We start from the raw sequence: 12,940 nt of genomic DNA, 5'->3' as shown, positions 1-12,940 counted from the left end.
CATGACATGAGCAGACCGGTGCGGTCATCTCGGGTTCCGGCCAACTCGCCTGCGCCGCCTGAAGGTTGAAACTTCAAAAGCGGGGGCTGGTGGGCCGGGTGGCTGACAGCGGCGGCCCGCCCGCCACACCGGCACCGGCCCGTCGTTGAAAGGGCGGCCTCCCGCCCGCCCAGCCCGCCAGCCCATCGACCGGAGCCCCCCATGACCGCAGTCGCCCACCCCCTCCGGACGGCCGTGCCCCCCGTCTGCGGCTGCCCCTCCCGCTCCGCGACGGGCCGCGGATGCCGGGGCTGAGCGGGATCCCGGCCCGGCTGGCCCGGGTCTGCGTACGACGGCACGTGCTCGTCCTGACGGCCTGGCTGCTGCTCCTGGGCGCCGGCCTGGCCGCCGCCGGCCCGGTGACGGCCCGGCTGGACCGCCGGCCCTGGAGCGTCGCCGCACACGAATCGGTCCGGGCCAACCGGCTGCTGGAAGCGGCCCGGCCCTACGGGACGCAGATCGACGCCGTGGTCGCCGGACTCCCCGCCCGCGACCCGGCGCTGCGCCGCGAACTGACGGCCGCCCGCCGCGACCTGGCCGCGCTCCCCGCAGTCCACAGCGTCACCCCCCTCACCGGCACCGCCGCCTCCGCCGACGGGCGGGCCGTCCTGCTCTCCGTACGGCTCGGCCGGGCCCTGTCCGACCCCGCCCGCCGCCGCTGCGAACACGCCGTCGAAGCCCGGCTGCGCGCCGTCCACCGCGCCCTGCCCGCCGCCGAGGTCACCCTCGGCGGCAGCGACCGGGCCCGCGCCGAAGTGGCGGCCCGCACCGTGGCCGACACCCGCCGCGCCGAGCTGATCACCCTGCCCGTGACCCTGCTCGTGGTCTGCCTCCTCTTCGGCGGCTTCGTGGCGGCCGCCGTTCCGCTCGCCGCCGCCGTGGCCACGGTCGCCGCCGGGATGCCGTGGCTCCTGCTGCTGTCCCGCTGGTACGACCTGACCTCCCCCGTGCTGTCCACCACCACGATGGTCGGCCTCGGACTGGCCGTGGACTACTCGCTGCTGATCGTCGGCCGGCTGCGGGAGGAACTGGCCGACGGCCACGACACCGCCGACGCCGTCGTCCGGACCATGGGCAGCGCCGGCCGCTCCGTCCTGTTCGCCGCGCTGGTCATCGCCGCGGCGCTCAGCGGACTCGCCGCCTTCCCCAGCGACTTCTACGCCTCCGTCGGCCTGGCCGCCGCCGGCACCGTCCTGCTCTCCCTCGCCGCCGCCGTCACCCTCACCCCCGCACTGCTGGCCGCCTGCGGCCCGCGGATCGGCGCGCGCGGCCACCGGGACGCCGACGAGGGGGTCTTCGCCGCCCTCGCCCGCTGGACCCGCCGGCGCGCCCCGGCCGTCGCCCTCGGCGTCGGCGTCCTCCTCCTGGCCTCCGCCGCGCCCTTCCTGCACGTCCGCCTCGAAAGCCCGGTCGGCGAACGGCAGCTGCCGCCCGGCAGCGAGGCCCGGCACTTCGCCGACCTGGTCGCCGGGCGGTTCCCCCAGCACCGGGCCGACGCCGTCGTGGTCGTCGCCCGCACCGACCCCGCCCGGCTCGGGGCCTGGGCACGGGATCTGGCCCGCCTCCCCGGGGTGGAGACCGTCGGACCGGCCACCGCCGCCGGGCCCGGCGTCTCCGTCGTCCGCGTGGTCCCCGTGCACGACACGACCCCCGGCACGGCCGACCGCCTCGTCGGCGAGGTCCGGGCCGACCGCCCGGCCGGCTTCCCGGTCTGGGTGACCGGCCGCAACGCCGTGGACGCCGACTTCCGGGCGGAGGTCGTCCGCCACGCCCCGCGCGCGGCCGCCGTCATCGCCCTCGTCAGCTACGTCCTGCTCCTGCTGATGACCGGCTCGCTGCTCCTGCCGCTCAAGGCGATCCTGATGAACACCCTCTCCCTGGGGGCCTCGTTCGGCGCGCTGGTCCTGGTCTTCCAGGACGGCTGGTGCGCCCGCCTCCTGGGCGTGCACACCCTCGGCGGGCTCGGCTACTGGCTGCCGGTGGTCGTCTTCGCGCTGGCCTTCGGCCTGTCGATGGACTACGAGGTCTTCCTGCTCTCCCGCATCCAGGAGGCCTACCGGCGGGGAGCCGACAACGACCTCGCGGTGGAAGCCGGCCTCCAGCGTTCCGCCGGGGTCATCAGCTCCTCGGCCCTGCTGATGTGCATCGTCTTCACCGGGTTCGCGACGGGCCAGGTCCTGGTGATGAAGCAGCTCGCGACGGCCCTCACCCTCGTCGTCGTGGTCGACGCCACCCTGGTGCGCTGCCTGCTGGTCCCGGCCACCATGACCCTGCTCGGCCGGGCCAACTGGTGGGCTCCGGCCCCGCTGCGCAGGCCCGCCGCGGTTCAGGCGATGCCGACGGTGTAGGCGGCCCGGTAGCCGCCGCCCTCGGCCACCGGCGCCAGCGTCATGGTGCCGCCGGCCGCCCGGTACCGGTCGTCGTGCGCGTTGGGGCTGCGCGGCGCCTTGCGCCGGGCGTACGGCTGCCGGGCGTAGACCTCGTGCAGGACGTCCTCGGGGAAGAAGAACTGCGAGGTCGTCTCGGTGTGCGCGTCGGGCCGCACCTTGAAGTGGATGTGCGGTGCCAGGCCCGCGTACCAGCCGGGCACGATCGTGCGGAACACGCACCGGCCGGAGGCGTCGGTGGTCTGGACCCCGCGCAGGAAGTTCTCCCGCCCCTCCGAGTAGACCCCGGCGGCATCGGCCTGCCAGATGTCGACGGCGGCCCCGGCGAGCGGACGGCATCCCGCCGACGCCCGCACCACCGTCAGATCCAGCCGCAGGGGCACGCCCGCACGCCCGTCGGTGACGTCCGAACGGGTCCGGCCCGGCCCGGAGTAGTTCGGACCCGCCCCCGCCGTCACGGCCAGCACGCACCCGGGCGCGGTCCCCGCCGCCGGTGCGGCGGCCGGCCGGGCGCAGCCGGCGAGGGCGGCGACGGAGGCCGATCCGGCGGCCAGCAGCAGGGCACGACGACTGCTCGGGAAGCTGCCGTGGTCGGTCATGGAACCTCTCCCGCCTACGCCCGGGGCCGCCGACCCGGACGGCCGCCCACCGCAGCCCACGGTGCCGCACCCCGCCACCGCCTCCCACGACCGACACACGGCCGACCGGGCGTCGCCGGACCGCCCGCCACGGCCTACACCGGCACGCCGTCGCCCGCCTCGAACGGGGCGCCGTGTCCCGGGACGACCAGGTCCGCCACGGCCAGGACGCGCAGGCGGGCGGCGCGCAGCGCCTCGCGGTCCGGGGCGACCGGATCGTCCGCCGGGCCCTCGGCGTGCCACCACAGGTCGCCGGCGAAGGCCACCACACCCGAAGCCGTGCCCGCCAGCAGGGTGATGTCCTCCGGGCTGTGACCCGGGGTGTGGATCAGGCGCAGGGAGGGGGTGAGTTCGTAGCCCTCGGCGTCGCGGGCCGTCCACCGGTGGCCCAGGTACTCCGCCTTGTGGTCGTGGATCCTGGCCTTGGGGAACAGGCCCGCGTTCATGATGTTGTCCGGGTGGTGGTGGCTCAGCACCACGTCGGTGATGTCGTCGGCGCCGAGGCCCAGTTCGGCCAGCGGATCCAGGATGTGGCCCGGGCTCGCCACCATGCCCGGATCGAAGATCACGTGCCGGCCGCCGTCGCCGACGTAGGAGACGGTGGCGGCCACACCGGGGCCGGTGGAGCCGACGTAGCCGGTGTTCAGGACCGCGTAGACGGCGCTGCGGCCGGTCGGTGCGTCGGTGTCCGCGCCGTCCGGTGCTCCGGCCGGTGCTTCGGCCAGTGCTTCGGTCGGTACTTCGGTGAGTGCTTCAGTCAGTGCCTCGGTCATGACCCCATTCTTTTCGCCGGGCCGGCGTCCCACGAGTGGCATCGATGACACCGATCGCAGGATTCGTGCCACACCTGGCAGACTGCCTCCGTGCAGCAGCCCTTCCTCACCGTCGCCGCCTACGCCCCGCCCGGCGTCGGCATGCTCGCCGTCGGCATCGTCACCGAGGTGTTCGGGCCGAGGGGGGAGGGGATGCCGGCGTTCGACTTCGCCCTCTGCTCCGACCGGCCCGGCGCCGTGCCCACCGATCTCGGCGTGCCCCTCTCCCTCACGCACGGCCTGGACCGGCTGGCGGAGGCGGACCTCGTCATCGCCCTGCCCTGGACCGGCTTCCGCACGCCCCCCGCCCCGCCCGTCCTCGAAGCCCTGGCCGCCGCGCACCGGCGCGGCGCGCTCGTCGCCGCCCACTGCGTCGGCACCTTCGCCCTCGCCGCCGCCGGGCTCCTCGACGGCCGCCGGGCCACCACCCACTGGCGGTTCACCGGCCTGCTCGCCGAGCGCCATCCCGAGGTCAGCGTCGAACCCGACTCCCTCTACATCGACGAGGGCACCATCGCGACGGGCGCCGGAGCCGCCGCCGGATTCGACCTCTGCGTGCACCTGATCCGCCGGGAGCACGGAGCCGCCACGGCCAACGCCGTGGCACGGGACATGGTCCTGCCCTCCCACCGCGACGGCGGGCAGGCCCAGTACCTGGCGGCGCCCGTACCGGAGAACTGCCAGGACGAACGCCTCTCCGACGTGCTCGCCTGGGCCCGCGCCCACCTGCACGAACCGCTCCCCGTCGAGGAGCTGGCCCGGCGCGCCCTGATGAGCAAGCGCTCCTTCGCCCGCCGTTTCACCGCCGCCACCGGCACCACCCCGCACGCCTGGCTGCGCGGCCTGCGGCTGAGCAGCGCCGAGGAACTGCTGGAGACCACCGACCTGCCCGTCGAGGAGATCGCCCGACGGGTCGGCTATGGCAGCGCGGCCGTCCTGCGCGAGCAGTTCGTCCGCCGCCGGGGGATCCCGCCCCGCTCCTACCGCAGGTCGTTCACGAACTCGCCGTAGCAGAAGGGCGGTCGTACGGAGAGGGGTGGTGGTACGGCTCCACCGCCCCTCCCCGTACCGCGTCCGGCAGCGCCGGTCGACGGGCGGGGGGTCAGCCCTCCTGCCGGGCGGAGGTGATGTCCTGGCGGATGCCCTCCAGGATGCGCGCCGCCTCCGGGAGGCCGCGCTGCTCGCAGCGGGCCGCGCCCGCCGCGAGACGGGCCGCCGCGGCCTCGGGGCGGTCCAGGCCGTTGAGCTCGATCAGCGCCGCGATGCGCACCGCCTCCGCGCGCGCCTCCTCGCCGTGCTGTCCGCCCCCCTCGTGCGCGGCCACCGACGCCTCGGCCTCGGCCAGCGCCTCCGTGAAGCGGCCGGCGTCCGCGAGGACCAGCGCCCGCCGGTAGCGGATGCTGCCGTGCTCGAACCAGAGGGTGAACCCCTCCGCGTCCCGCGGCGCCGCCGCGCACACGGCGTCGGCCTCCGCCAGGTGGGCGAGGGAGGCCTCCACCCCTTCCGCGCCGCGGGCCGACTGGTTGAGGCGGGCGAACTCGCGCATCATCTGCGTGATCACCGAAGGGTTGGGCGCCTGCTCGTGCGTGGCGACCGCGCGGGCGTACGCGGCCCGGGCGGCGTCCCAGCGGTCGGCGGTGGCCAGCGCGACCGCCGCCTCCGAGGCCACCGAGGTCAGCACTGCCTCGCCCTCCCCGCCCCAGGCCGCGGCGGAGTCGGCCAGCCGCAGGAACTCCTCGGCGGCGGCCAGGTGTTCCTCCAGCTCCCGCAGCCCCCGGGCCAGGCTCAGCCGGCCCTGGGCGAGCAGGCGCGGATCGAGGGAGCCGGCGGCGGCGTCGGCGACCACCGACTCCAGGACGGCCACGGCCTCCGCGGCCCGGCCGGTGCCCCGGAGCAGGTCCGCGAGCTGCAGCCGCACGTCGGCCGCCTGGTCGTGGTCGCCGTCCCGGTCGAACCGGTCGGCGGCCTCGGAGAAGTGCCGTACCGCACCGGCGGTGTCACCGGTGTGCGCGGCCGCGTGGCCGAGCATCGAGTAGGCGGGCGCCAGCGGGAAGGCCGGGTCGCCGTGGCGGACCGTGAGGGCGATCGCCTGGTGCAGCAGCTCCACGGCCTCGTCGTGCCGCCCCTGCGCGATCAGGAGCTGGGCGAGGACCGCCCGCGGCCGGTTGCCCTTCCAGGGACGCTCGGAGGCGCCCGAGGCCAGCTCCTCCAGCACGGCCCGCAGCTCCCGCTCGGCGCGCTCGGTCTCCCCCAGACGCAGGGCGAGGTTCGCCGTGAACTCCAGCGCGGCAGCCGCCTGGTGGGGCGCGGACAGCCGCACGGACTGCGAACGCAGGGCGCCGGCGGCCGCCTCGAACCACTCGCGGGTGGCCGCCGACACCTCCGGCGCCTCCTCCATGGCCTGGTGGAAGGCGGCGTACGCCGGCGCGTACAGCACCGCCAGGTACCGCCGGGCGGCGATGCTTCCCGGTCCGGTCCCGGCGACGGGGGCGTCGGCCCCCGGCACGTCGTACGCGGCGTCCGCGCCGGTGCCCGCGGCGAGAAGCGCTTCCGCCTCCCGCACCAGCGCCTCCAGCCCGGCCCGTACCGCGGCCGCTCCGGAAGTACCGGCGTCACCGGCGCCCTCGTCCCCGGAGCCGGGCCGCACCGTCCACGCCAGCGCCATCGACCGGGCCGTCAGGGCGTCCCAGACCATGCCGGCCCGCTCGAACAGGGCCGCGGCCTCCGCCATGGCCTCGCAGGCCTCCCGGTCGAGGTCCCGCACCCGCAGGCCGAAGGCGCGCTGCTCGGCGAGCTCGGCACGCAGCCGGCCCTCCGGCCCGAGCCGTTCGTCGTGCACGTGGCCCTCGGCGTCCACCGCCTCCGCGATCCGTGCCCACAGCGGGGCGTCGCCCGGATGCCCGAGGGCGTCCAGCCGCCGCGCCTCCCGCACCAGTTCGACGAAGCCGGCCGGAACCTCCACAGCGCCGGCAGCGGGGACGTTCGGCGAAGGCGCAGTGGAGGACGTCCCGGTGGCGGCCGTACCGGCGGCGGCCGTACGCGTCACGGCCGTACGCAGCCCCAGCGGCAGCGGCTCGTCCAGCAGCGGCCCCCGCTCCAGCCGGGTCCGGCGCCGGTCGCCCTGCTCCGTCGTGCCGTTGCGCGCGTCGAAGGCACCGGCCAGCCGCTCCGCCTCCGCCCGTACGGTGGCCAGCAGCTCACCGGCCGTCCAGTTGCGCCCCGGCGGCCCGGCGACCGGGGTGCCCGCGTGGCCGTCCGCCACGAGCCGGGCGAGCAGCACCTCGACACCGGTCAGGAACCCGAGACGGTTCAGTGGGGCGCCGGCCGCCTCGAACAGCGGCCGGTTCTCGGCGAGGATCTCCAGGCCCCGGCCCTCGTTGCGGGTGAGCGCGCAGAACTCCAGGTGCAGCCCCACCTCCTGCTGCATCCCGGTCTTGCCGCGCACCGCCCGGTATCCGGTCAGGTGGTGCGCCCGCGCCTCGTCGGTCCGGCCCAGCCGCACCAGCGGCAGCAGGGCCCGCGCCTGGCTCGACTGCGGCTCCTCCGCGCACGAGGAGGCCCCGGTCAGCACCGGCGCCCACAGCTCCAGCGCCGCCGCGTCCTCACCCGACCGCACCCGGTGCAGCGCGTGGGTGCGGGTCTCGCAGGCCTCGCAGTCGCTCAGCCGGGTCCGGGGGCGCGTCGCCCACAGGTCGTAGGCGTCCTCGACACCGCTGCCGGTGTGGGCGGCCAGGTGGTAGCGCATCGCCGCCACCGGCTGCACGCCGTGCCCGTCCGCCTCGTACCGCTCCCGCATACGGCCGATCCACGCCTCGATCACGGCCGTCGGGACCTCGGGCACCTGCAGCAGGGAAGTGGTCACCCACTTGAACCGCCACAGGATCTGGTCCGCCTCCCACTCGCTGAACGCGCCCGGCGAGTCCTCCCACAGCTTCAGCAGCCGGGCGAACACCACCGGCGCCTTGCGGTGCTCGCCGGTGAACTCGTACGCCGTCATCAGCTCCATCAGCGCCGTGACCAGCACCTCGGGCTTCTCGAACGGCTCGGCCGCCTCGGCCAGCTCCTCGGCGGTGACGGTGCGCTGCAGCCCGTGCGGGCGGTCGTGGTTCTCACGCAACGCCTCGAACACGGCCTCCGGGGTGTCCAGCATCACGGTTCCTTCCGGGAGTCGGCGCCGGACGCGGCGCTGTCGCCGCCCCCGCCCGAGGGGTGCATGGCGTGGGTGAGCAGGCCGATGAAGGCCCGGTTGAGCAGGGCGCTCTCGCTCGCCTTGAGCGGACGGCGGCTCAGCAGCAGCGCCTGCCCGTACAGGGACTCGGCGGCGGCGACGGCGAGCCCGCGCTCCTCGATCGTGACGGCCTGGCGCACCAGCGGATTGAGGTGGTTGAGGACCAGCTGGGCGCGCGGGGTCTCACTGCGCAGCGAGCCCAGGATGTCCGCCCACAGGCCGTCGCTGTCGGCGGCCAGAGAGGAGCGGGTCCGCTCGTGGCGGGCCTCCCGGTTGTCCAGCAGCAGCGCCGGCGCCGTCACGGGCTGGAAGTCGCGCAGGACCACGTCGCAGTCCTGGGCGGCGATCACCTCCCGCGCGATGCCCAGGAACGCCGCCGCCCGGATCTCCGCCGACGGGTCCACGGCGTCCAGGTGCGCGGTGACCGTGGCCGGGTCCAGGTCCGTCACGGCCGTGCCCGGCCGGATCTCCGGCAGCCGGTGCACCAGGTCCCGGTCGTAGGTGTAACCGCCGTTGACGACGCCCAGGCCGGCCGCGGCGGCGATCGGTGCGACCTGCCGGAACTCCTCCACGCTGCGCGTGACCAGGACGGTCGCGTGGGTCCTGGCGAACTCCTCCAGGGTGACGTTGCCGTCCGTGGTCTCGAACGGCAGCCACGGCAGCACGATCCGCAGCAGCTCGTCGTCGTAACGGGCCAGCGCCTTCACCGCGAGGTGGTGGACGTCGATGAACCGGTGCAGCAGCGCCGGATCGCTCGCCGCCAGCCCGGTGAGCCAGTCCCGGATCCGCACGCCCAGCGCGTCCCGGACCGCCGACAGCGTGCCGTCCTCGTACAGCGCCTCGCGGGAGGCCGTCGGGCGCAGGCTGGAGGTGTCGATGACGCAGCGCACGAAGAACGCCCAGTCGGGCAGCAGTTCCGTCGCCCGGTCGGTGAGCAGCATGCCCTTGAGGTGCACGCGGTGGCCCGCGCGCTGCGCCGGGCTGAGCGCCGTCGGCAGGACGTAGGCGACACCGCGCAGCCCCGCCGCCGGCAGGTCGAGCTCGATCGTGTCGAGCGGCACGAAGTCGAAGACGTCACGGCAGTAGGCGGCCAGCGCCTCGCGGCGGGCCAGCGGCGAGCGGTGCTCGCGCTCCCACGGCGGGGCCGCGTCGATGCGGACGCTGTCGCCGTCCGGTCCGGCGACCGTGACCTCGTACGGCAGCAGGCTCCCGTAGTGGCGGGCCAGCTCGACGACCCGGGCGGGGGCCGTCCACTCGGCGTTGTCGGCGCGCGGGCGCAGCCGCACCGTGGTGCCGGGTGCCACCGCGGCGTCGGCCGGCAGGGTGCGGATGGTGTAGCGGCCGTCGGAGTGGCCGCGCCACTCGACGGCGGGCGCGGCGGGGTCGCCGGCGTGCCGGCTCACCACGGTGATCTCGTCAGCGACGACGAAGCAGGCGAGCAGGCCGATGCCGAACTGCCCGATGAAGTCCCCGCGCGCCGCGTCGAGCCCGGCACCGTCGAGGCCGCCGTCCGTGGTGCGCTTGGAGCTGCGGCCGATGGTGGCGAGGAAGCGGTGCACATCGGCCTCGGTCAGGCCGATGCCGCTGTCGGTGACGGTGAGCCCGTCCCCGGTGCGGACCGTGATGGTGGCGGGCGCCGAAGGATCGGCCGCGCGGCGGGCCGTGATGGCGTCCACCGCGTTCTGCAGGAGCTCGCGCAGGTAGACCCGCGGGCTGGAGTAGAGGTGGTGGGACAGCAGATCCACCAGGCCTCGCAGGTCGACCTGGAAGGTGTGGGCGGACTCGGATGGGGACACCGTGGAAGACTTTCGGTAGGCGCGCCGCACGGCGTCGGTGCCGGGCGGCGGGGCGGAGGCTCGGGTCGGTCAGGCGCCGACGGACGCGCGGTGCCGGCGGTAGGCCAGGACCGGGTCGGCGGGGTTGACGTAGTGCCAGGGGAACTCGGTGACGGTGTCCGGCGCCGCCTCGAAGCAGCGGCGCGACATCCGCGACTCCCCGGCGAGCGAGAGGGCCAGGGCGAAGCTGTTGCACACCTGCGCCCAGCCCCTGCCGCGTTCGGCGTCAGGATGCAGGACGGACCGCTCGGCGGCCTCCCGCAGCGAGGCGGCGGTCTCGTCGCGGCGCATGTACTGCCAGCCGGGCCCTTCGCCGAGGGCGATCCAGTGCTCGATGTGCGCCACCGCGACGAGCTGTCCCAGCGGGCTGCCCTCGGGCGCGCCGAGCATCGACGCGCGGGCGAAGGCGTGCATCTCCTCGTGCGAGCCGCCCCATTTCAGGCAGACCTGCTGCAGATGCTGCTGGTGGGCCCGCAGATGGTGCGGGGCACGCCGCACCACGGCCTCGAACCGCCGCCGCGCGAGGACGGGCCCGACCTCCAGACCGCGTCCGCTGACCTGGAGGAAGTGCCACGGCTCGACCCACGCCGGCTCCAGCTCCGCCGCCCGGAACAGCAGTTCCTCGGCCTGGCGCAGCCGCTCGTGGAACAGCTGGAAGCGCTCGCGCGAGACGTCCTTCGCCTGTGCCCGGGTCCGGGCCTCCCAGGCCCAGCTCACCTGGCGGGCCCCGGCGACCACCAGCGGCAGCGCCGGATCCGGCTCCGCCGCGACGGCGTCCCCGATCCACTCCTGCACGCCGGCGGTCTCGCCGACCGTCCACAGCAGCCAGGTGCGGTCCTCGCCCTCGGGGTGCGCCGCGAGCCCGTCCCGCACCCCGGCCCAGTCCGCCGCCTCGGCGGCCTCCCGGATCCGCGTCACCGCGGGATCCCCGAAGTCCTGCTCCAGCCGCTCTGCGGATCTGCCCGCCCATCGCTTCAGCGACAGCCCCGCCCCCCGGAGCAACGCCATGACCCACCCCTTGATGTGCACGTTCTCGGACAGGGGACATCCGTCTCCGCCCCCGTGGAGGTAGTGAGTATCACGGCCATCCGTGGTTCGCACAACCGTTTCCCCGCCGGGCGCTCAGCCGTCGCCGCCGAAGCCCCACGACTCGATGTCCCGGTAGTGGATCGGGCCCGGGCCGCGCCCGGTGTTGCTGCCCACCAGGTGCAGGCGCGCGGTGTGCCACGGGCGGCCGGAGAAGCCGGTGAGTCCGGCGGCGGCCTGCGGGACGCTCGCGGTGTCGCCGCGGCGGGCGCGGGCCAGCGTCAGGTGGGGGCGCAGCGGCCGGCCCTCGTAGGGGATGCCGCACTCCTGGACGAGGGAGCGGACCTCGGAAGCCAGCAGGTGCAGCCCCTCGAGGTCCCCGTCGATCCCGGTCCACAGCACCCGCTCGTCGAAGTGCCCCCCGCCGCGCAGCGCCAGCCGCAGGGGGCGGCGTATCGCGGCGAGGGCGCGGAGGGGCCCGTGCAGGCGGGGGACGAACACGACCGGGAGCTCGCCGAGGAAGGCCAGGGTGACGTGCCAGTCCTCGATCCGGTTCCACCGCATGCGCGGGTACGCCTCGTAGGCGGGCATCAGCTCCCGTTCCAGCTCCTCCTTGGCGTCGTCGGGCGGGGCGAGGGCGATGAACACGCGGACGGTCGCGCTGTGGGTCTGATGTTTCACATGGGACTTCGTACCGTGCCGGGGCCGTCAGAACCAGCTGACGGTCAGGGGGAAGGCGGCGGTGACGGTGGCGCCGGTGGAGTCGGTGGCGGTCGCGGTGACCTGCGCGGTGCCGGTGGCCCACGGCTTCCCGGTGATCCGGCCGGTGCCGGCGTCGACGGTGAGGCCGAAGGGCAGCCCGGTGGCCGCGTAGCGGACCGGGGCCTTTCCGCCGGTGGCGGTGAGCTGGACGGTGCACGACTGGTTGAACGTGCAGGTCTGCGGGCCGGGGTTGGCGAGGTGCAGACCGCCGGGGGTGGGCGTGGGTGTCGGGGTGGGGGTCGGTGTGGGTGTCGGGGTCGGTGTGGGTGTCGGGGTCGCGGAGCCGGTGAAGACCTCCGTGATCGGCTGGACGGCCGCCGCGTTGCCCGCGTGCGTGGCCGTGCCGAACAGGTCCTCCAGGGTCCGCAGCAGGTGGTGGTGGCTGTAGGCCGTGGAGTACGTGCCCGTCTTGACGTTCGCCCCGTAGAAGACCGTGGCGATCTGGTTCGAGCCCAGGTAGTTGTCCTCGTCCCAGGTCAGCACCAGCAGGCTGTTGTGGGTCTTGGCCCACTGCGCGTACGCGTCGAGGTTGTTCCTGGTCCAGGTGTCTCCCGTGCCGACCGCGCAGGAGTGCATGTCGTTGCAGAGGTTGGGGATCACGAACGACAGGCCGGGGAGGGAGGAGAAGTCGTCGCGCGGGAACTGGGCCCAGGTCTTGCCGGTGTTCAGCGGCACGTTCTTGAAGGCGAACCAGGGGTTGTGCTTCTGCGCGTACTGGCCGCTCGTACAGGCGGTGGAACCTTCGGCGGGCAGGTCCTCGTTGTACGTCGCGAAGGTCCTCCCGGCCGCGATCACCTCCTGGCCCAGGTTCGGCGCGGTCATGGACTGCGGGGTGTAGCAGCCGTCCCCGGTGATGCCCTGGGTGGCGCCGGAGTACAGGTTGAAGTAGTTGGGCTGGCTGGGGTGGGTCAGGGCCTTCATCCCGGTCAGGCTCGCGCCGCCCGAGGCGAGTTGGTTGATGTACGGGGCGCTCGCGTTGCCGATGACCTCCCCGTACTGCTTGTTCTCGAAGACGGCGACCACGACGTGGTCGTACGCCGGCAGCGCGGCCGCCGCCGGCGTCTGCGTGGTCCTGCTGTCGGCTGCCTGCGAGGTGGCGACCGTGAGGGCGCCCAGCAGGCCGAGCGCGCCGAGCGTCCCGGCGGCGGCCGTGACGGCGGACCGCCTGCGGGATCTGTGTCCGGCGCGGGGCGAATGAGTGGGCATGGGGTGT

The 12,940-nt window shown here is 75.1% G+C and carries 9 protein-coding genes; 2 read left to right on the top strand and 7 right to left on the bottom strand.

Going from position 1 to position 12,940, the window contains the following annotated elements; translation table 11 throughout:
- Nucleotides 1-281 precede the first annotated feature (281 nt).
- Complete coding sequence (locus B4U46_RS02385; RefSeq protein ID WP_079423606.1) at nucleotides 282-2,387, top strand: MMPL family transporter; 2,106 nt, start codon at nucleotides 282-284, stop codon at nucleotides 2,385-2,387.
- On the opposite strand, the gene B4U46_RS02380 is transcribed toward B4U46_RS02385, so the two are convergent.
- Both B4U46_RS02380 and B4U46_RS02375 read right to left on the bottom strand, forming a co-directional pair.
- Nucleotides 2,366-3,025 carry an intradiol ring-cleavage dioxygenase gene (locus B4U46_RS02380; protein WP_107438210.1) on the bottom strand — a complete coding sequence of 220 codons (660 nt, stop codon included), beginning with the start codon at nucleotides 3,023-3,025 and terminating at the stop codon, nucleotides 2,366-2,368. The genes B4U46_RS02385 and B4U46_RS02380 overlap by 22 nt on opposite strands.
- 134 nt (nucleotides 3,026-3,159) lie before the next feature.
- Complete coding sequence (locus B4U46_RS02375) at nucleotides 3,160-3,837, bottom strand: MBL fold metallo-hydrolase (RefSeq protein ID WP_079423602.1); 678 nt, start codon at nucleotides 3,835-3,837, stop codon at nucleotides 3,160-3,162.
- A gap of 141 nt (nucleotides 3,838-3,978) precedes the next feature.
- On the opposite strand from B4U46_RS02375, the gene B4U46_RS02370 reads away from it, so the two are divergent.
- Complete coding sequence (locus B4U46_RS02370) at nucleotides 3,979-4,887, top strand: GlxA family transcriptional regulator (protein WP_079431509.1); 909 nt, start codon at nucleotides 3,979-3,981, stop codon at nucleotides 4,885-4,887.
- A 91-nt stretch (nucleotides 4,888-4,978) separates the two neighbouring features.
- Here the strand turns inward: B4U46_RS02370 and B4U46_RS02365 are convergent, their stop codons facing one another.
- The 5 genes from B4U46_RS02365 to B4U46_RS02345 form a co-directional block, all read right to left on the bottom strand.
- A complete protein-coding gene (locus B4U46_RS02365) occupies nucleotides 4,979-8,026 on the bottom strand; it encodes a tetratricopeptide repeat protein (protein WP_079423601.1) in 3,048 nt (1,015 codons plus the stop codon).
- Nucleotides 8,026-9,900 carry an HSP90 family protein gene (locus B4U46_RS02360; protein WP_079423600.1) on the bottom strand — a complete coding sequence of 625 codons (1,875 nt, stop codon included), beginning with the start codon at nucleotides 9,898-9,900 and terminating at the stop codon, nucleotides 8,026-8,028. Before B4U46_RS02360 ends, B4U46_RS02365 begins: the two co-directional genes overlap by 1 nt.
- A gap of 69 nt (nucleotides 9,901-9,969) precedes the next feature.
- On the bottom strand, nucleotides 9,970-10,947 hold the full coding sequence (locus B4U46_RS02355) for a hypothetical protein (protein ID WP_237292555.1): 978 nt from the start codon (nucleotides 10,945-10,947) through the stop codon (nucleotides 9,970-9,972).
- Between the two features lie 114 nt (nucleotides 10,948-11,061).
- A complete protein-coding gene (gene thpR / locus B4U46_RS02350; RefSeq protein ID WP_079423599.1) occupies nucleotides 11,062-11,646 on the bottom strand; it encodes an RNA 2',3'-cyclic phosphodiesterase in 585 nt (194 codons plus the stop codon).
- Nucleotides 11,647-11,673: 27 nt separating this feature from the next.
- On the bottom strand, nucleotides 11,674-12,933 hold the full coding sequence (locus tag B4U46_RS02345) for an alkaline phosphatase family protein (protein ID WP_079423598.1): 1,260 nt from the start codon (nucleotides 12,931-12,933) through the stop codon (nucleotides 11,674-11,676).
- Nucleotides 12,934-12,940 lie beyond the last annotated feature (7 nt).

This window comes from Streptomyces katrae (assembly GCF_002028425.1).
GTDB lineage: Bacteria > Actinomycetota > Actinomycetes > Streptomycetales > Streptomycetaceae > Streptomyces > Streptomyces katrae_A.
The sequence above is the reverse complement of the archived record's forward strand: the minus strand, read 5'-3'. Positions and strand labels throughout refer to the sequence as shown.

Coding starts and splice junctions, on each gene's coding strand:
- B4U46_RS02385 (WP_079423606.1), top strand. CDS start 282: ATGCCGGGGCTGAGCGGGATCCCGGCCCGGCTGGCCCGGGTCTGCGTA.
- B4U46_RS02380 (WP_107438210.1), bottom strand. CDS start 3,025: ATGACCGACCACGGCAGCTTCCCGAGCAGTCGTCGTGCCCTGCTGCTG.
- B4U46_RS02375 (WP_079423602.1), bottom strand. CDS start 3,837: ATGACCGAGGCACTGACTGAAGCACTCACCGAAGTACCGACCGAAGCA.
- B4U46_RS02370 (WP_079431509.1), top strand. CDS start 3,979: ATGCTCGCCGTCGGCATCGTCACCGAGGTGTTCGGGCCGAGGGGGGAG.
- B4U46_RS02365 (WP_079423601.1), bottom strand. CDS start 8,026: ATGCTGGACACCCCGGAGGCCGTGTTCGAGGCGTTGCGTGAGAACCAC.
- B4U46_RS02355 (WP_237292555.1), bottom strand. CDS start 10,947: ATGGCGTTGCTCCGGGGGGCGGGGCTGTCGCTGAAGCGATGGGCGGGC.
- B4U46_RS02345 (WP_079423598.1), bottom strand. CDS start 12,933: ATGCCCACTCATTCGCCCCGCGCCGGACACAGATCCCGCAGGCGGTCC.